This window comes from Streptomyces sp. NPDC015131 (genome assembly GCF_043079975.1).
Taxonomy (GTDB): Bacteria; Actinomycetota; Actinomycetes; order Streptomycetales; family Streptomycetaceae; genus Streptomyces.
Window position 1 is genome coordinate 190,470 of record NZ_JBIBVB010000001.1, and the last position, 17,923, is coordinate 208,392.

Here is a 17,923-nt window from a genome sequence, read left to right on the forward strand (position 1 = left end):
GTGTTCGGACGTCGCAAGAAGAGCGGTGCCGCTGCCGACGCGGCGGGCGAGGCCGAGCAGGTCGTCGACGAGGTCGGCACTGACGACGCGGCGGACAGTGAGCCGCGCCGGGTGAACCTTCCGCCGGCGCCCCGGCCCGACGGCCCGTGGGACGTCTCCGAGGTCACCAGGCCCGAGGAGGGCCGGGTCGACCTGGGCGGCATGTTCGTGCCCGGGGTCGAGGGCATGGAGCTGCGCGTGGAGGTCGCGGGCGACGCGATCGTGGCGGCGACGGTGGTGCTGCGCGACAGCGCCGTCCAGCTGCAGGCGTTCGCCGCCCCCAAGAAGGAGGGCATCTGGGGCGAGGTCCGCGAGGAGATCGCCTCCGGCATCACCCAGCAGGGCGGCGTCATCGACGAGGTCGAGGGCCCGCTGGGCTGGGAGCTGCGGGCCCAGGTGCCCGTGAAGCTGCCCGACGGCACCGGCGGGGTGCAGCTGGTGCGCTTCGTCGGCGTGGACGGCCCGCGCTGGTTCCTGCGCGGTGTCATCTCCGGGCAGGGCGCGGTGCAGCCGGAGGCCGCGGGCCTGCTGGAGCAGATCTTCCGGGACACCGTCGTCGTCCGCGGCGAGGGCCCGATGGCCCCGCGCGACCCGATCGTCCTGAAGCTGCCGAACGACGCGCAGATGGTGCCCGAGGGTGTCCAGCAGGAGGACCAGGAGTCGTCCCGCTTCTCCGGCGGCATGGGCCAGCTCCAGCGCGGGCCGGAGATCACCGAGGTCCGCTGAGCCCCGCGTACGGCGGACAGGCCGCGTACGGCAGCGCCCTCCGCGTACGGCGGCAGGGGCCGCGTATGACACGGCAAGGCCGCGTACGACCCGGCGCACGGGCCCCGTACGACACGGCACGGGCCGTCCCCGACCAGATCGGGGGCGGCCCGTGCCGTCGTTTCCGGTCCCGCCGGGGGCCTCCTTCGCAGGCGGCCACCCGCCCCGCCCCGCCATCAGAATCCCGTCAAAGACGCCCCCGGGCGGCCTCCCCGTCCCGTTCGCCCCGAACTCTGGTCGTAAGGTCTACGCACAAGCAGTCGAACGACAAAGACGACAATGGGGCCATGGGACGCGGCAAGCTTCGGATCTACCTCGGTGCGGCACCGGGCGTCGGCAAGACGTACGCGATGCTCTCCGAGGCGCACCGGCGCGTGGAGCGCGGCACCGACTGCGCCGTCGCGTACGTGGAGCACCACGACCGCCCCCGTACCCAGGCCATGCTGCACGGCCTCGAACAGATCCCGCGCAGGGAGCTGGTCCACCGCGGCGCCACCTTCGCCGAGATGGACGTCGACGCGGTGCTGGAGCGCCGGCCGGCGGTCGCCCTCGTCGACGAGCTGGCGCACACCAACGTCCCCGGCTCCCGCAACGCCAAACGCTGGCAGGACGTCGAGGAGCTGCTCGCCGCCGGCGTCGACGTGATCTCCACCGTCAACATCCAGCACCTGGAGTCGCTCGGGGACGTGGTCGAGTCCATAACCGGCGTACGGCAGCGGGAGACCGTCCCCGACGAGGTGGTCCGCCGCGCCGACCAGATCGAGCTGGTCGACATGTCGCCCCAGGCCCTGCGCCGCCGCATGGCGCACGGCAACATCTACCAGCCCGACAAGGTCGACGCCGCCCTCTCCAACTACTTCCGCCCCGGCAACCTCACCGCCCTCCGCGAGCTGGCCCTGCTCTGGACGGCCGACCGGGTCGACGAGTACCTCCAGCAGTACCGCGGCGAGCACAACATCCGCACCACCTGGCAGGCCCGCGAGCGCATCGTCGTCGGCCTCACCGGAGGCCCCGAGGGCCGCACCCTGATCCGCCGGGCCTCCCGCATGGCCGCCAAGGGCTCCGGCAGCGAGATCCTCGCCGTCTACATCGCCCGCAGCGACGGCCTGACCTCCGCCTCGCCCAAGGAGCTGGCCGTCCAGCGCACCCTGGTCGAGGACCTCGGCGGCTCCTTCCACCACGTGATCGGCGACGACATCCCCTCCGCGCTGCTGGAGTTCTCGCGCGGCGTCAACGCCACCCAGATCGTGCTCGGCTCCAGCCGCCGCAAGGCGTGGCAGTACGTGTTCGGCCCCGGCGTCGGCGCCACCGTCGCCCGCGACTCCGGCCCCGACCTCGACGTCCACATCGTCACCCACGAGGAGGTCGCCCGGGGCCGCGGCCGGGGGCTGCCCGTCGCCCGCGGCGCCAGCCTCGGCCGCGCCCGGATCATCTGGGGCTGGCTCACCGGCGTCGCCGGGCCCGCCCTGCTCGCCCTGCTGCTCACCCACATCGAGGCGGACCTCGGGCTCGCCAACGACATGCTGCTGTTCCTGTCGCTGACCGTGACGTCCGCGCTGCTCGGCGGCCTCGTCCCGTCCCTGGCGTCGGCGGCCTTCGGGTCCCTGCTGCTCAACTGGTTCTTCGCGCCGCCGCTGTACCGGTTCACCATCGCCGACCCGCGGAACGTCATCGCCATCGCCGTCTTCTTCGGCGTCGCCGTCTCGGTGGCCGCCGTGGTGGACCTGGCCGCCCGCCGCACCCACCAGGCCGCCCGGCTGCGCGCCGAGTCCGAGGTGCTGTCCTTCCTCGCGGGCAGCGTGCTGCGCGGCGAGACCGCGCTGGACGCCCTGCTGGAGCGGGTCCGCGAGACGTTCTCCATGGAGTCCGTGGCCCTGCTGGAGCGCGAAAACGACATCGAGCCGTGGACCAGGGCCGGCAGCGTCGGCCGCCGCCCCGTGGCGCGCCCCGAGGACGCCGACGTCGACATGCCCGTCGGCGACCACATGGCGCTCGCGCTGTCCGGGCGGGTGCTGCCCGCCGAGGACCGCCGGGTGCTGGGCGCCTTCGCCGCGCAGGCCGCCGTCGTCCTGGACCGGCAGCGCCTGGTCGGCGAGGCCGAGGAGGCCCGCAAGCTCGCCGAGGGCAACAAGATCCGTACGTCGCTGCTGGCGGCCGTCAGCCACGACCTGCGCACCCCCCTCGCGGGCATCAAGGCGGCCGTCTCCTCGCTGCGCTCCGACGACGTCGAGTGGTCCGAGGAGGACCGCGCCGAGCTGCTGGAGGGCATCGAGGCCGGTGCCGACCGCCTCGACCACCTGGTCGGCAACCTCCTGGACATGTCCCGCCTCCAGACCGGCACGGTCACCCCGCTGATCCGCGCCATCAACCTGGACGAGGTCGTCCCCATGGCCCTCGGCGGAGTGCCGGACGGCAGCGCCGAGCTGGACATCCCCGAGAGCCTGCCGATGGTCGAGGTCGACAAGGGCCTGCTGGAGCGGGCCGTCGCCAATGTCGTCGAGAACGCCGTCAAGTACAGCCCCGACACCGCCCGGGTCCTGGTGTCGGCCAGCGCCATGGCCGACCGGGTGGAGCTGAGGGTGGTGGACCGCGGCCCCGGGGTGCCCGACGAGGCCAAGGACCGGATCTTCGCGCCCTTCCAGCGCCACGGCGACGCCCCGCGCGGCGCGGGCGTGGGCCTCGGCCTCGCCGTCGCGCGCGGCTTCGTCGAGGCGATGGGCGGCACCATCACGGCCGAGGACACCCCCGGAGGCGGCCTGACCATGGTCCTCACGCTCAAGGCGGCGGCCACCCCGGCCCCCGCCGCCCCCACCCCCTCACCATCCCCTTCGCTGGAGAAAGCAGGCCCCTCATGACGCGGGTGCTCGTGGTCGACGACGAGCCGCAGATCGTACGCGCCCTCGTGATCAACCTGAAGGCGCGGAAGTACGAGGTCGACGCGGCCCCCGACGGAGCGACCGCGCTCGAACTGGCCGCCTCCCGCCACCCCGACGTCGTCGTACTCGACCTCGGACTGCCCGACATGGACGGCGTCGAGGTGATCAAGGGACTGCGCGGCTGGACCCGCGTCCCGATCCTGGTGCTCTCCGCCCGCCAGACCTCCGACGAGAAGGTCGAGGCGCTGGACGCCGGCGCCGACGACTACGTCACCAAGCCCTTCGGGATGGACGAGCTGCTGGCGCGGCTGCGCGCCGCGGTGCGCCGGGCCGAACCGGTCGGCGGCGCCGACGACGGCACCGTGGTGGTGGAGACGCCCGGCTTCACCGTGGACCTCGCCGCCAAGAAGGTGCAGCGGGACGGCCGGGACGTCCGCCTGACGCCCACCGAGTGGCACCTGCTGGAGGTGCTGGTGCGCAACGGCGGCCGGCTCGTCGGCCAGAAGCAGCTGCTCCAGGAGGTGTGGGGGCCGTCGTACGGGACGGAGACCAACTACCTCCGGGTCTACATGGCCCAGCTGCGCCGGAAGCTGGAGGCGGACCCCTCGCACCCCGAGCACTTCATCACCGAGCCCGGCATGGGCTACCGGTTCGAGCGCTGACCGGCCCGTCAGCGGGGGCCGGTACGCTTTCGGTATGAGTGCTGCACCGCGAACCGAGAAGCAGGCCGGCCGTTTCCGCCGGATGCTCGACCGGCTCTCCAGCTCCCAGGGCGAGCTGGAGTCGGAGGAGCTCCGCGAGGACACGCAGGCTTCGGGGTGCATCCGTATCTCGGACTGCGACGACCGCCAGATAGTGAAGGTGACTGGTACCTTGCGGACGGTCACTCTGCGTCCGCTCGCGGGCGTGCCCGCGCTGGAGGCCGAGCTGTTCGACGGCACGGCCCCGCTGGACGTGGTGTGGCTGGGCCGGCGCTCCATCGTGGGCATAGAACCGGGCCGCAAGCTGATCGCCTCCGGCCGGATCTCCATGAGCCATGGCCGCAGGGTCCTCTTCAACCCCAAATACGAACTGCGACCGCTCGGACAGGAGTAGCCGGTGACGTCACCCGACAAGCCGACCACCAGCGACCAGGACGCACAGGGCGCTCACGACTCCAGGGCCGTGACCGAGGCGGCCCTGTTCGACGCCTTCGGCGGAGTGCGCGGCATGGTGGAGACCGTCCTCCCCGGCCTGCTCTTCGTCACGATCTACACCATCAACAAGGACCTGCACCTGTCCGCGATCGCGGCGCTGGGCGTGTCCCTGGTGCTGGTCGCCGTCCGGCTGGTCCGCCGGGACACCGTGAAGCACGCCTTCAGCGGCGTCTTCGGTGTCGCGTTCGGTGTGGTCTTCGCGCTGATGACCGGCAACGCCAAGGACTTCTACCTGCCGGGCATGCTGTACACGCTGGGCCTCGGCCTCGCCTACATCATCACCACCCTGGCGGGCGTCCCGCTGATCGGCCTGATCCTCGGCCCGGTCTTCAAGGAGAACCTCTCCTGGCGCACCCGCAACCCCGGCCGCAAGAAGGCGTACGCCAAGGCGAGCTGGGCGTGGGGCCTGATCCTCCTCGCCAAGTGCGCGATCCTCTTCCCGCTCTACTGGTGGGCGGACACCACCCAGCTGGGCTGGGTGCTGGTGATCCTGAAGATCCCGCCGTTCCTGCTCGCGGTCTATCTGACGTGGCTGTTCCTCGCCAAGGCGCCGCCGCCGATCGACGTGTTCGCCGAGATGGAGGCGGAGGAGCGCGCCGAGAACGAGCGCAAGGCCGCCGCCGCGCGCCAGGCGGCCCAGTCGGGCACCCCGGAGGCCTGACGCCAGAGGGCGCCCCGCCCTCACGCGGCACCACGAAGGGCCCGCAGCCGGAAGCCGGCTGCGGGCCCTTCACTGTCCGTCCGTACGTCCGTCTGTACGGCGCCGGGCGGCGGCGGAGTCAGTCCGCCGGCGCGTCCTCGCGGCGCACCTGGAGCAGGTCCTCCAGCTGCTCCTCGCGGGCCTGGGCCGCGACGAAGAGCAGCTCGTCACCGGCCTCCAGCGTCTCCTCCGGGCTCGGCGTGAGGACGCGCGAGCCACGGATGATCGTCACCAGCGAGGTGTCCTGCGGCCAGGCGACGTCGCCCACCGTCGTACCGGCCACCGCCGACTCCGGCGGGAGCGTCAGCTCCACGAGGTTGGCGTCGCCGTGGCTGAAGCGCAGCAGCCGGACCAGGTCGCCGACGCTCACCGCCTCCTCCACCAGCGCGGACATCAGGCGCGGAGTGGAGACGGCGACGTCCACTCCCCACGACTCGTTGAAGAGCCACTCGTTCTTCGGGTTGTTGACCCGGGCGACGACCCGGGGCACCCCGTACTCGGTCTTGGCGAGCAGCGAGACGACCAGGTTCACCTTGTCGTCGCCGGTCGCGGCGATCACGACGTTGCAGCGCTGGAGCGCGGCCTCGTCCAGCGAGGTGATCTCGCAGGCGTCGGCCAGCAGCCACTCCGCCTGCGGCACCCGCTCGACCGAGATCGCGGTCGGCGCCTTGTCGATGAGGAGGACCTCGTGCCCGTTCTCCAGCAACTCGCCCGCGATGGAGCGGCCCACCGCGCCGGCGCCCGCAATAGCGACCCGCATCAGTGACCGCCCTCCTCAGGGCCTTCGGCGAAGGACGCCTCGACCTTCTCGATCTCGTCCGTCCTCATCATCACGTGCACCAGGTCCCCCTCCTGGAGCACCGTCTGGGACGTCGGCAGGATCGCCTCGCCCAGCCGGGTGAGGAAGGCGACGCGTACGCCCGTCTCCTCCTGGAGCCTGCTGACCTTGTGCCCGATCCACGAGGGGGACGTGTGGACCTCGGCGAGCTGTACGCCGCCGCTGGGGTCCCGCCACAGGGTCTCGGCGCCGGACGGGAGCAGCCGGCGCAGCATCTGGTCGGCGGTCCAGCGCACGGTGGCGACCGTCGGGATGCCCAGGCGCTGGTAGACCTCGGCGCGCCGGGGGTCGTAGATGCGGGCGGCCACGTTCTCGATGCCGAACATCTCGCGGGCGACCCGCGCCGCGATGATGTTGGAGTTGTCACCGCTGCTCACCGCGGCGAACGCCCCGGCCTCCTCGATCCCCGCCTCGCGCAGGGTGTCCTGGTCGAAGCCGACGCCGGTGACGCGCCGCCCGCCGAAGCCCGATCCCAGGCGTCGGAAAGCCGTCGGGTCCTGGTCGACGACGGCGACCGTGTGGCCCTGCTGTTCCAGGGTCTGCGCGAGTGCGGCTCCCACTCGGCCGCAGCCCATGATGACGATGTGCACGCTGCTTACCCCGCACTCCTGGTCACTCTGCTGACCTGCGAAAACACCCTGCTCACTCTTCTCTCTTCAGCCTGTGTGCGGTGTTGCCCGATGACGAGCTTAGGCCGCGACGGGGCAGTTGCCCTCATCCGAGGCGGCTGACGCGGCTGCGGCACCTTCCGGCCACCGCCGCCGACCGGTTGAAGGGGTGCCGTTCGAAGGACGCCGCCGAGGGACGGCGGGTTGCCGCGGAAAGCGGGTGCCGGTGGCACGTATCACAAGTTTTCGCTCCCTCCACGTGCCATCCGCGTTAAGGGATCGCAAGTTTCTCCGGCGAGGAGGGGTGTGGGTGCGCCACGCCCCTTTCCAGCGCTTACGATCCTCTGCGTGTCCAAACTGACCGACGTGCCCAAACGGATCCTGATCGGCCGGGCGCTGCGCAGCGACAGGCTGGGGGAGACCCTTCTTCCCAAACGCATCGCACTGCCCGTCTTCGCTTCCGACCCGCTTTCCTCCGTGGCGTACGCGCCGGGCGAAGTCCTGCTGGTCCTCTCCATCGCGGGTGTGTCGGCGTACCACTTCAGCCCCTGGATCGCGGTGGCCGTCGTGGTCCTGATGTTCACCGTCGTCGCCTCGTACCGGCAGAACGTCCACGCCTACCCCAGCGGGGGCGGCGACTACGAGGTCGCCAACACCAACCTCGGCCCCAAGGCCGGCCTGACCGTCGCCAGCGCCCTTCTCGTCGACTACGTACTGACCGTCGCCGTCTCGATCTCCTCCGGAGTCGAAAACCTCGGCTCGGCCATTCCGTTCGTGGTCGAACACAAGGTTCTCTCGGCCATGGTGATAATCCTCCTCCTCACCCTCATGAACCTCAGAGGTGTGAAGGAATCGGGGAAGCTCTTCGCCATTCCGACGTATGTCTTCGTCGCCGGTGTCTTCATCATGATCGCCTGGGGCGCGTTCAAGGGAATCGTCCTCGACGAGACGATGAAGGCGCCGACCGCCGACTTCGAGATCCGGCCCGAGCACGAGGGCCTCGCCGGTTTCGCGCTGATCTTCCTGCTGCTGCGCGCCTTCTCCTCCGGCTGCGCCGCCCTGACCGGCGTCGAGGCGATCAGCAACGGCGTCCCCGCCTTCCGCAAGCCCAAGAGCAGGAACGCCGCCACCACCCTCGCCCTGATGGGCGGCCTCGCCGTCACCATGTTCTGCGGCATCATCGGGCTCGCCATGGCCACGGACGTCAAGATGGCCGAGCAGCCCGCCCACGACCTGATCCGCGACGGCGTCCCCGTCGGCGACGGCTATGTGCAGAACCCGGTGATCTCCCAGGTCGCCGCCGCCGTCTTCGGCGAGCACACGTTCTTCTTCGTCCTGCTCGCCGCCGCCACCGCGCTCGTCCTGTTCCTCGCGGCGAACACGGCGTACAACGGCTTCCCGCTCCTCGGCTCGATCCTCGCCCAGGACCGCTACCTGCCCCGCCAGCTCCACACCCGCGGCGACCGGCTCGCCTTCTCCAACGGCATCGTGCTCCTCGCGGGCGCCGCGATGCTGCTGGTGTGGCTGTACGGGGCCGACTCCACCAAGCTGATCCAGCTCTACATCGTCGGCGTCTTCGTGTCGTTCACGCTCAGCCAGACCGGCATGGTGCGGCACTGGAACCGGCACCTCAGGACCGAGCGCGACCCCGCCGTCCGGCGCCGCATGATCCGCTCCCGGGCGATCAACACCTTCGGCGCCTTCTTCACCGGCCTGGTGCTGGTCGTCGTGCTCGCCACCAAGTTCACCCACGGCGCCTGGGTCGCCCTGCTGGGCATGGTCATCTTCTACGGAACGATGACCGCGATCCGCAAGCACTACGACCGGGTCGCCGGCGAGATCGCCGCCCCGGACGAGCCCAGCGACGACACCGTACGGCCGTCCCGCGTCCACTCGATCGTCCTGGTCTCCAAGGTGCACCGCCCCACCCTGCGGGCCGTGGCGTACGCCCAGCTGATGCGCTCCGACAAGCTGGAGGCGCTCAGCATCAACGTCGACCCGGCCGAGACCAAGGCGCTGCGCGCGGAGTGGGAGCGGCGCGGCATCAACGTCCCGCTCAAGATCCTCGACTCTCCGTACCGCGAGATCACCCGCCCGGTCGTCGAGTACGTCAAGAGCATCCGCCGCGAGAGCCCGCGCGACGCGGTGAGCGTGATCATCCCCGAGTACGTGGTGGGCCACTGGTACGAGCACCTGCTGCACAACCAGAGCGCGCTGCGCCTCAAGGGCCGGCTGCTGTTCACCCCCGGGGTGATGGTGACCTCGGTCCCGTACCAGCTGCAGTCCTCCGAGGTGGCCAAGAAGCGCGAGAAGAAGCGCCAGGACTGGAACGCCCCGGGCTCCGTGCGCCGTGGTCCGGCCACCGAGCGCCACAAGGAACCGACCGGCAAGAACTGACCGGACCGGCACGTAGACTGGAGGGCTGCCGCCGCCGCGGCAGCCCTCGTCAATTGCTTGGAGTCACCCCGTCATGCAGAACGCACCCGAGTCCTCGCTCGTCGGGGTGGAGTACGAGGTCGAGGTCGGCCCCGTCGCGCATGGCGGCCACTGCATCGCCCGCACCGACGAGGGCCGCGTCCTGTTCGTCCGGCACGCGCTGCCCGGCGAGAAGGTCACCGCGCGGGTCACGGAGGGCCACGAGGACTCCCGGTTCCTGCGCGCCGACGCGGTACGCGTCCTGGAGGCGTCCAAGGACCGGGTGGAGGCGCCCTGCCCGTACGCCGGGCCCGGCAAGTGCGGCGGCTGCGACTGGCAGCACGCCAAGCCCGGCGCCCAGCGCCGCCTCAAGGGCGAGGTCGTCGCCGAGCAGCTGAAGCGGCTCGCCGGCCTGACGCCCGAGGAGGCCGGCTGGGACGGGACGGTCATGCCCGCCGAGGGCGACAAGGTCCCGGCCGGCGAGGTCCCCGCCTGGCGCACGCGCGTGCAGTACGCGGTGGACGCCTCCGGCCGCGCGGGGCTGCGCAAGCACCGCTCGCACGAGGTCCAGCCGGTCGACCGGTGCCTGATCGCGGCGGAGGGCGTCAGCGAGCTGGGCATCGAGCAGCGGGACTGGACCGGGATGGCCGCGGTCGATGCCATCGCCGCGACCGGTTCGCAGGACCGCCAGGTCGTCCTCTCCCCCCGCCCGGGCGCCCGCCTCCCGCTGGTCGAGCTGGACAAGCCGGTCTCCGTCCTGCGGGTCGCCGAGGACAAGGGCGTGCACCGCGTCCACGGCCGCCCCTTCGTGCGCGAACGCGCCGACGACCGCACCTACCGGGTGGGCAACGGCGGCTTCTGGCAGGTCCACCCGAAGGCCGCCGACACCCTGGTGCGCGCGGTGATGCAGGGCCTGCTGCCCCGGAAGGGCGACACCGCGCTGGACCTCTACTGCGGCGTGGGCCTCTTCGCGGGCGCCCTCGCCGACCGGGTGGGCGAGAAGGGCGCGGTGCTCGGCATCGAGTCGGGCAAGCGCGCGGTGGAGGACGCCCGGCACAACCTCCAGCACTTCGAGCGCGTCCGCATCGAGCAGGGCAAGGTGGAGCAGGCCCTCCCGCGCACGGGCATCACGGAGGTGGACCTCGTCGTCCTGGACCCGCCCCGCGCGGGCGCCGGCAAGGCCACGGTCCAGCACCTCTCCCGCCTCGGCGCCCGCCGCATCGCCTACGTCGCCTGCGACCCGGCCGCCCTGGCCCGGGACCTCGCCTACTTCGCGGACGCCGGCTACCGGGTACGCACGCTGCGGGCGTTCGACCTGTTCCCGATGACGCACCACGTGGAGTGCGTGGCGATTCTGGAGCCTGCTGAAAAGGGGCTCTGACCTGCTGTTTCTGGATTGGTGAGGATCGCCGGTGGTTCCTCGACCTGTTCTCCAAGGTGCACGACGTGGAACATGTCCTGGTACTGGGCAGTGGCCTTGACCTGTGGCTTCGTGGGCGTCTCGTGAGATGATCGAGGCATTCTCCACGGTCCGTAGCAGCATATGGGCAACCTTCCTAACGCTGATCTGACGCTGGTTCCGACGGAGCGTCGGGTGGGTGACTCTGGTCCAACTGTGCGTGGGAATGAGGGGCTGGGCGCCGGCTGGCGCTGGTCCGGCTTGCCGCCTTCGTGAAGCCAGGGTGATGCCTGCCGCGCAGGGGGCCAGCGGGCCGAGCGCCGAGGTCGCGGTGAGGTTGCCACCTACGTCACCGAGGAGCATCCGCCCTCTGTCCCGCGTCGGGGCAGCGAACTTCTCCCTCGTCCGGCCAGCCTCCCACCCGCTACAGGGTGGGGGCGCGACCCACGGCAGCCCGTCGCCGTGAGCTGACAGGGAGGATGCCGGCAGTCCTGGCCAGCGGCCAGGAGGCCATCGACTGTGTGGCCGCAGGCGTGACGCCATCCACTCGTCCTGCGGGGGCACGCTGCCGCTGTAGGGCCGAGCTGCCGGGCCCCGTTAACTCGGAGTGTGCCTTCTGTGGAGTGTGTCGGCGGTGCGGTCGCCAATGCGAGGGGTGGCAAAAGGCGCCCGCACAGTTTCGCGTCGTAGACCGCGGTCGATGACATGTCCTCGTTGCCCGCCCGGCGAAGGACACCCGTGAGGGACCTGGCGTATCCGGCGACGTACAGGAGCGCGGCCTCGGGGTGGGCTGTGCCTCTACGGCGAGCGGTTGCTCGTTCCTCGTCCAGCACGACCCAGGGGGCGACCAAGTCGCGCAGGTTGACCCCTTCGCGGACAGTTCAAGGATCACGGCCGGAATGCCGGAGCGCAGTCGTGCGGCGGCCGCAAGACCGTGTGGGCCAGCTCCCATCACGATCACGGGAGCGCTGTTGCCTTGCTGCAGTGTTGGGGCATCGCCTCTCACTATGGTGGACTGCGGCTGACCTCACGCTCGACGGGGAGACACAAAGCCTGGCGAGCGGCGAGTCGGCTGGTCACCGGAGGCGGTTGTCGATACACCGGCGGTTCGAACTCGTTGAACACCGGGTAGCGGCGCGCCACCTTGTGCACGGGGCCGCCCAGGGCCCGGCTAGTCCGGCCGAGCACAGCTGACTGGCCATGAGCCGGACAGGCCAGGCGACATGAGCCTGCGCGGCTCCCGATTTCTGCTGCGAGCTCTAGGTCAGCGCTACACCTGGCCAATCTCGAGGGACTCGTATGCACGTAGTAACGACGCGCTACTGGCCACGGCTGCGGCTCAGCGGAGGCTGCAAGGCGAAGCGGGCAGGAGCCCCACCGAGATCAAACCGGTGGGGCTCCTACTTTCGAGCATTCAACGATCCAGCTAAACCATCTCTTGCCAGATCGCAATATCGCGAGGACTCTTCGCAGCAAGAAGATTGGAAATTTCAGCTCGATCCACGGAATCCAGCCAGCTGTCGAACGAGGCCCCGTCACCGGGGAACCACCACTCTGAATGACTGTCTACGGAATCAAGTTCGTCATCCAAGGGATACCTGAATTCGAATTGCACCTGAACGTAAGATTCGTGCTCGCCGGCCGCGTCAACGAATTCAATCTGTCGGACAATCCCGAGAGCGAAAGTGGGCTCTGGGAACCAGTTGGCCTGCCCGTACTGGAAAAGATATCCATCCGCGTCGGGGAGTTCCGGCACTTCGAACTCTATTTCTGCAAATCGCCTCACTAGCGGAGTCAGCCCCGAGACTGACCGGTCGACCCCACCCATCTCCTCGGCGAGCTGGCGTGCGATGGCCTCCGCCGATTCTACCTGCTGCTTCCCAGACATGATCAACTCACAAGTCCTCGGTACGCGCCTTGAACAGTGCCCGCCCACCTACCCTCCTCGGCAGGCGGGCGCTTTCGACCTACGGCCAGTGACCACCTTGCAACTGTCGTCTGACGTGGTCCATGACGTCAAGCGCTTCACGCCTATTTCTGGCTCCACTCATCAAATTGTTCACGCAGGCGTAGTATTCATTCGTATGAATCTTCGAGTGCACTGACAACCCGTGCGGGTTAGGAGACGAGCTGCTTCGCGGAAGCCCGACACCGTTCTCGGCGTCGTTTACACCGATTCCAAATCTGTCCAGCTGTGCCCTTGCGGGAGCTGCCTTCGGTGAATTTCCTGCCACGATGTGGTGCGGCGAGTGAGGCGTTGCTGGTTCCGAGACGCCAGCAGCGTTGCGGGCATTCCGAAGCTTGGTGGCACAACCCGGGTCAGCGTTGTGCACCAAAATCGGAGTCGCCCCCGCCAGCACATAGTATGTGTGCTACGCGGCCCCTCTCTATCTGCGTATTGGCAGATCAGCGACGGTTTCGGGTTCCGCTGGTGTCCGTGGCTGTGCGGGGGAATCCGTGGGTGTTGCCGTCGCTACTGCCGTCAGGCGGTTCAGCCCAGGTACGGCTTCTCGCGGTGTTCCAGGAAGTGCTGGAGCCTGAGTCGTTGGGTGTGGTGCATCGGCAACTGCGCGATCTCTTCGGGCGGTACGACCCGGAGTTCGGTGGACTCGTCGGAGATCTCCAGTTGGCCGCCGGTGATGCGGGCGGTGAAGCAGACGTGGAACTGGCGGCGGACCTCGCCGTCGGTGTAGGCGATGACGTGTTTCGGGTCGGTGTAGGTGCCGACCAGACCGGTGATCTCAACGTCGAGGCCGGTCTCTTCCTTGACCTCGCGGACGGCCGTGCCGGGCAGAGAGTCGGTGAGTTCCATACCGCCGCCGGGCAGCGCCCACAAGTCGTTGTCTCGGCGGCGCTGGAGGAGGATGCGCCCGTGGTCGTCGGTGACGACGGCGGAGGCGGCGACGACCATGCTGTTCGGCTTGGGCGCGTTCGGGTCGTCGTAGTACTCGGTGCGGGCCACAGTCAGCCTTCCTCTCGTGCGGGCGTTGCCGTCGTCCACGCAGCGTCGAAGCTCTCGGCGTAGGTGTCGAACATGCAGCCTGTCTCGTGTCGGCGAAGATGCCATACGGGGGCGGCGTAGGCGTTGACGCCCCAGACGTGTGCGTTGACGAGTTGCTGGTCGTCGGCGCGGTAGAGGGAGTTATAGAGCGTGGTGGCGTGGGTGCGGACTTCGATGCCGGGGGTGCCGGCGAGTGGCCTGTAGTGCATGAGGGCGAGGCGGCAGCGGGATTCGATGCCGTGGCCGAACCGTTCCTCCTGGCCCCCGCGGGCTTGGACGGTGTCGCTGTCGGCGTCTCCGATCGCGATGCGGACGGTGCAGCCTTGGGCGGCGCGTTCGGTGAGGAGTTCGTTCAGCCGGGGGTACGCCTCGTGGAGGAGGACGGCCGCGTAGACGAGGATGTCGATCCGTTCCCGGGCCTGGGCCATCAGGTCGGTGAACGCCGAGACGGGGATATCGGCCCGCTGCTCGTAGAGCCCGAACCGCTGCTGACCGGACGCTACGGCCGGACTTGCCTGGACACCGTCGCCCCGCTCCTGCTCCTCGGCTGGGGCCATGTCGGCCCCGCCTTCCTCGCCCAGTTCCACGCCCCCACCCACCCCGTCCCGCAGCTGGAGGCCGTACCCACCACTGTCCCCAAGCCGGTGCCCGACGAGGCACCCGCCCCCGAATCGGCACCCCCGACTCTCATCCCGGACGTCGTTACCGCCCCGGCCGAGGAATCGCAGCCCGCCCCGGCTCCGGCCGCGGCTCTGCCCGTCACCGTCGCGAAGACGGCTCGACCCGCCTCTGGCCCGGCCCTGCCGACTGCCCTGCTGGACGCGGCCCGGCGCATCGCGGATACCCACCGCACCGAGCACGAAGCGCCGATCACAGCAGCCCAGTTGGGGACTCGCATGGGCGTCACCCTGCCGGTGGCCACCGCCGCCCTCGCTCAGCTCTGAGCCCGGCCCTCACCAGCGGCACCCCCTCGCTCAGCCCCACGCCCGTCCATGGGCCTGGTTCGTCATGCCCCAAGCAGCACCAAAACACCTCCGCACCTGGCTGGTTGCTGCTCGGGGCCGCCCACCCGAACTGAAGGGAGACGCCCCGAATGGTCACCCTGGACCTGCGCCACGTGGCAAGCCCCGCCGTACGGGACCTGCTTCAGCTAGTCAACCAACCCGACTTCGACCGGACACGGCTGCAGATCGAACGCCTCGGCGGCTGCACCGAACCCGTCCGCCTGAACGGCCACACCACCACCCTCAACACGACGACCGGGGAGGTGCTGCGCTCCTACAGCTCCGCCGAGGAGCCCACGGGCAGTCTGCTCACCCCGTGCGGCAATCGCCGCTCCTCGCGCTGCCCGGCCTGCTCCCGCCTCTACGCCGCCGACACCTACCACCTCATCCGCGCCGGCCTCTCCGGCGGCAAGACTGTCCCCGACACCGTCCGCACCCACCCCCGCGTCTTCGCCACCCTCACCGCACCCTCCTTCGGCCCCGTCCACAACCGCCCCGACGCACGGCCCTGCCGCTGCGGCACCCGCCACGACTCAACGGATCCGCTGCTCGGTACGCCGCTCAATCCGGCGACGTACGACTACACGGGCGCAGTCCTCTTCAACGCCCACGCCTCCGCCCTGTGGGCCCGCTTCACCACCTACCTGCGCCGCGAGCTCGCCGCCCGGCTCGGCCTCACCCAGAAGGCCGCCCGCGCCGTACTGCGGGTGTCCTTCGCCAATGTCGCCGAGTACCAGAAGCGCGGCCTGGTCCACTTCCACGCCGTGATCCGACTCGACGGCCCCGACGGCAGCACCCAGTCCCCGCCCCCGTACGCCACCGTCGCCGTGCTCACGGACGCCATCCACGCCGCCACGCCACGCGCCCGCATCTCCGTCGACTCCGACGCGGTCGGGGAACGCGAACTTGGCTGGGGCCAGCAGCTCGACGTGCGCGAGATCGCCGCCTTCGGCACCGACACCGAATTCAGCGATCAGGCCGTGGCCGCCTACGTGGCGAAGTACGCCACCAAGTCCGCCGACGCCTCCGGCACCCTCGACCGCGCCCTGTTCTGCCGCCCCTGCCAGGGACGCGGCGCCACCCTCCTGCCCCACGGGACCCCGCTTCCGTGCAGCGCGTGCGACGGCACCGGGCAGGCCCGGCCGTTGCCCCGCCTCGTCGTCGCCCGGCACGTCCGGCAGATGATCCGCACCTGCTGGGAGCTGGGCCGCCTGCCGGAGTTCGCCGATCTCAAGCTCTGGAAGTGGGCGCACATGCTCGGCTTCCGGGGTCACTTCTCCACCAAGTCCCGTTCCTACTCCGTCACGCTCGGCGCGCTGCGCGACGCCCGCCGGGCCTGGCGTACCGAACGGGCCCGCGCCCACGCCGGCCTTCCCGAACCCGACCCGACGACCACTCTCGTCATCGGCCACTGGGACTACCTCGGCTCGGGCTACAGCCCCGGCGCGAACCTCCTCGCCGCCGCTGTATGGCACCGCAGGGAACTGGACCGGCAGTTCACGGCCGAAGGGGGCTGCTGATGGCCTCGCCCCCGCCCGCCGTCCTCCACGCGGATGCGGGCCGGGCTCCGGAGTTGCTGACGGTTCCCCAGGTCATGGCCCGCCTCCAGCTCGGCCGCTCCGCCGTCTACGACCTTCTCCGCACCGGCCAGCTCGCCTCGATCACCCTCGGCCGCTCCCGTCGCATCCCCACCCACGCCCTCACCGACTTCATCCACGCTCGCCTCGAACAGGAAGCCGCCTGATGACCACGCCCCGCGACACCCCCGTCTCCCGCCGTACCCGAGCCAACGGAGACGGCACGATCTACCAGCGAAAGGACGGCCGTTGGGAGGCCGCCGGATACGTCCTCGCGCCGGGCAATACCCGTCGCCGCGTCCGCGTCTACGACACCACCCGCAAGGAAGCCCTGGCCAAGCTCACCGAGAAGATCGCGGCCAGCAACCGCGGCCACCCCGTACCGTCCGCGCAGGGCAGCGTGGCCGCGTACCTGACGTACTGGCTGGAGAACGTCGCCATCCACCACCTGCGAGAGAACACGTACACCCGCTACACCGCAGTCGCCGGGCTCTACCTCATCCCCGGCCTCGGACGGAAGAAGGTCGCAAAGCTCACCGGCAAAGACGTCCGCACCTGGCTCAACCAGCTCCGCACCACCTGCCAGTGCTGCACTCGCCGCCTCGACGCCGGCCGAGATAAGCCCCGCTGCTGCGCCGCCGGAAACTGCTGTTCCAAGCGGCTCTCGCCCCTGACCCTGGCCTACGTCCACTCCGTCCTCAAGTCCGCCCTGGAGCACGCGGTACGAGAGGAGGAGATCCCGCGCAAGTCGCCCGCAACGTCCGCATCGGCACACCCCGGCCCCGACGCTTCGAACCCCTCACCGCCGGAGAAGCCCGGCAGTTGCTCGCCACCGCCCAGGGCCACCGGCTGCACGCGCTGTTCGAACTCGCCCTCCACACCGGACTCCGCAAGGGCGAGCTCCTTGGCCTGCGCTGGGAGGACCTCGACCTCGACGCGGGCGCCGCCGCCATTCGCCGCACCCTGCAGCGAACCGCCGCAGGCGGGCTCACCACGCTGCCCACCAAGACGCGGGCCTCCGAGCGCCGCATCGCCCTCCCCACCCGCTGCGTCCAGTCGTTGAAGCTCCACCACGAACAGCAGAAGCGCGAGCGTGAGGCCGCGGGGACCACATGGCAGCACGACGGGCACGTGTTCACCACAGCGCAGGGTCGACCGATCGACCCGTCCAACCTCACCCGCGCCTTCATCACGTTCCTCCACAAGGCCGGCCTCCGCCGCATTCGCTTCCACGACCTCCGCCACTCGACCGCCACCCTGCTCTTGGAACAGGGCGTCGAACTCGTCGTGATCAAGGAACTCCTCGGCCACGCCCACATCGGCGTCACCGCCACCGTCCACGCCCGCGTCCGACTCCGCCTCCAGCGCGACGCCATCAACACCCTTCAGCACCGCACTCGGCAGCCCGGAGACCGCCGAGACGGCAAGCGGCGACGGCGACGAACCGCCGCCCTGCGCTGCCCTCGTCCGCTGACGTTGCCGTCAACTACTGCCGTCATGGCCCA

Annotated in this window: 15 protein-coding genes and 1 pseudogene; 10 read left to right on the forward strand and 6 right to left on the reverse strand. The window is 70.2% G+C overall.

Annotated elements, in window-relative coordinates:
• The 5 genes from ACF08D_RS00755 (at nucleotide 1) to ACF08D_RS00775 (ending at nucleotide 5,537) form a co-directional block, all read left to right on the forward strand.
• The gene (locus tag ACF08D_RS00755) at nucleotides 1-765 is read left to right on the forward strand and encodes a DUF3710 domain-containing protein (protein WP_392220212.1); all 765 of its coding nucleotides are present in this window, start codon (nucleotides 1-3) and stop codon (nucleotides 763-765) included.
• Between the two features lie 326 nt (nucleotides 766-1,091).
• On the forward strand, nucleotides 1,092-3,659 hold the full coding sequence (locus ACF08D_RS00760; protein WP_392220213.1) for an ATP-binding protein: 2,568 nt from the start codon (nucleotides 1,092-1,094) through the stop codon (nucleotides 3,657-3,659).
• Entirely contained in the window at nucleotides 3,656-4,342 is a 687-nt protein-coding gene (locus ACF08D_RS00765) for a response regulator (protein ID WP_392220214.1), read from the forward strand. The genes ACF08D_RS00760 and ACF08D_RS00765 overlap by 4 nt, the downstream gene beginning before the upstream one ends.
• Nucleotides 4,343-4,376: 34 nt before the next feature.
• Complete coding sequence (locus tag ACF08D_RS00770) at nucleotides 4,377-4,775, forward strand: OB-fold nucleic acid binding domain-containing protein (RefSeq protein WP_392220216.1); 399 nt, start codon at nucleotides 4,377-4,379, stop codon at nucleotides 4,773-4,775.
• A 3-nt stretch (nucleotides 4,776-4,778) separates the two neighbouring features.
• The gene (locus ACF08D_RS00775; protein WP_392220217.1) at nucleotides 4,779-5,537 is read left to right on the forward strand and encodes a DUF3159 domain-containing protein; all 759 of its coding nucleotides are present in this window, start codon (nucleotides 4,779-4,781) and stop codon (nucleotides 5,535-5,537) included.
• Nucleotides 5,538-5,655: 118 nt separating this feature from the next.
• Here the strand turns inward: ACF08D_RS00775 and ACF08D_RS00780 are convergent, their stop codons facing one another.
• Together ACF08D_RS00780 and ACF08D_RS00785 are read right to left on the reverse strand one after the other, a co-directional pair.
• A complete protein-coding gene (locus ACF08D_RS00780; protein ID WP_392220219.1) occupies nucleotides 5,656-6,336 on the reverse strand; it encodes a potassium channel family protein in 681 nt (226 codons plus the stop codon).
• Nucleotides 6,336-7,004 (reverse strand): potassium channel family protein, encoded by a 669-nt coding sequence (locus ACF08D_RS00785; RefSeq protein WP_392220220.1) that lies wholly within the window; start codon nucleotides 7,002-7,004, stop codon nucleotides 6,336-6,338. The genes ACF08D_RS00780 and ACF08D_RS00785 overlap by 1 nt, the downstream gene beginning before the upstream one ends.
• Before the next feature lie 366 nt (nucleotides 7,005-7,370).
• Here ACF08D_RS00785 and ACF08D_RS00790 point away from each other — a divergent pair, with 366 nt between their 5' ends.
• Together ACF08D_RS00790 and ACF08D_RS00795 are read left to right on the forward strand one after the other, a co-directional pair.
• Nucleotides 7,371-9,419, forward strand: coding sequence for an APC family permease (locus tag ACF08D_RS00790; RefSeq protein ID WP_392220222.1), 2,049 nt, complete (start codon nucleotides 7,371-7,373; stop codon nucleotides 9,417-9,419).
• Between the two features lie 73 nt (nucleotides 9,420-9,492).
• Nucleotides 9,493-10,818, forward strand: a complete 1,326-nt coding sequence (locus ACF08D_RS00795) for a class I SAM-dependent RNA methyltransferase (protein WP_392220223.1) — start codon at nucleotides 9,493-9,495, stop codon at nucleotides 10,816-10,818.
• A gap of 1,444 nt (nucleotides 10,819-12,262) precedes the next feature.
• On the opposite strand, the gene ACF08D_RS00800 is transcribed toward ACF08D_RS00795, so the two are convergent.
• The 4 genes from ACF08D_RS00800 to ACF08D_RS00815 all read right to left on the reverse strand — a co-directional run bounded on the left by ACF08D_RS00800 (nucleotide 12,263) and on the right by ACF08D_RS00815 (nucleotide 14,394).
• Nucleotides 12,263-12,724, reverse strand: a complete 462-nt coding sequence (locus ACF08D_RS00800) for a hypothetical protein (RefSeq protein ID WP_392220225.1) — start codon at nucleotides 12,722-12,724, stop codon at nucleotides 12,263-12,265.
• 79 nt (nucleotides 12,725-12,803) lie between these two features.
• Nucleotides 12,804-13,196: an AHH domain-containing protein gene (locus ACF08D_RS00805; protein ID WP_392220227.1), complete on the reverse strand. Its 393-nt coding sequence runs from the start codon at nucleotides 13,194-13,196 to the stop codon at nucleotides 12,804-12,806.
• A 131-nt stretch (nucleotides 13,197-13,327) separates the two neighbouring features.
• Nucleotides 13,328-13,798, reverse strand: coding sequence for an NUDIX domain-containing protein (locus tag ACF08D_RS00810; RefSeq protein ID WP_392220228.1), 471 nt, complete (start codon nucleotides 13,796-13,798; stop codon nucleotides 13,328-13,330).
• Between the two features lie 2 nt (nucleotides 13,799-13,800).
• Nucleotides 13,801-14,394 (reverse strand): XRE family transcriptional regulator, encoded by a 594-nt coding sequence (locus tag ACF08D_RS00815; protein ID WP_392220230.1) that lies wholly within the window; start codon nucleotides 14,392-14,394, stop codon nucleotides 13,801-13,803.
• A gap of 536 nt (nucleotides 14,395-14,930) precedes the next feature.
• Between ACF08D_RS00815 and ACF08D_RS00820 the strand changes: the two genes are divergently transcribed.
• The 3 genes and pseudogenes from ACF08D_RS00820 to ACF08D_RS00830 all read left to right on the forward strand — a co-directional run bounded on the left by ACF08D_RS00820 (nucleotide 14,931) and on the right by ACF08D_RS00830 (nucleotide 17,892).
• Nucleotides 14,931-16,361: a replication initiator gene (locus ACF08D_RS00820; protein ID WP_392220231.1), complete on the forward strand. Its 1,431-nt coding sequence runs from the start codon at nucleotides 14,931-14,933 to the stop codon at nucleotides 16,359-16,361.
• Entirely contained in the window at nucleotides 16,361-16,585 is a 225-nt protein-coding gene (locus ACF08D_RS00825; protein ID WP_301972576.1) for a helix-turn-helix domain-containing protein, read from the forward strand. Before ACF08D_RS00820 ends, ACF08D_RS00825 begins: the two co-directional genes overlap by 1 nt.
• Nucleotides 16,585-17,892, forward strand: a pseudogene (locus tag ACF08D_RS00830) (tyrosine-type recombinase/integrase). Before ACF08D_RS00825 ends, ACF08D_RS00830 begins: the two are co-directional and overlap by 1 nt.
• The last annotated feature ends 31 nt before the right edge of the window (nucleotides 17,893-17,923 follow it).

Coding starts and splice junctions, on each gene's coding strand:
- ACF08D_RS00825 (WP_301972576.1), top strand. CDS start 16,361: ATGGCCTCGCCCCCGCCCGCCGTCCTCCACGCGGATGCGGGCCGGGCT.
- ACF08D_RS00800 (WP_392220225.1), bottom strand. CDS start 12,724: ATGTCTGGGAAGCAGCAGGTAGAATCGGCGGAGGCCATCGCACGCCAG.
- ACF08D_RS00780 (WP_392220219.1), bottom strand. CDS start 6,336: ATGCGGGTCGCTATTGCGGGCGCCGGCGCGGTGGGCCGCTCCATCGCG.
- ACF08D_RS00760 (WP_392220213.1), top strand. CDS start 1,092: ATGGGACGCGGCAAGCTTCGGATCTACCTCGGTGCGGCACCGGGCGTC.
- ACF08D_RS00770 (WP_392220216.1), top strand. CDS start 4,377: ATGAGTGCTGCACCGCGAACCGAGAAGCAGGCCGGCCGTTTCCGCCGG.
- ACF08D_RS00815 (WP_392220230.1), bottom strand. CDS start 14,394: ATGGCCCCAGCCGAGGAGCAGGAGCGGGGCGACGGTGTCCAGGCAAGT.
- ACF08D_RS00765 (WP_392220214.1), top strand. CDS start 3,656: ATGACGCGGGTGCTCGTGGTCGACGACGAGCCGCAGATCGTACGCGCC.
- ACF08D_RS00795 (WP_392220223.1), top strand. CDS start 9,493: ATGCAGAACGCACCCGAGTCCTCGCTCGTCGGGGTGGAGTACGAGGTC.
- ACF08D_RS00820 (WP_392220231.1), top strand. CDS start 14,931: ATGGTCACCCTGGACCTGCGCCACGTGGCAAGCCCCGCCGTACGGGAC.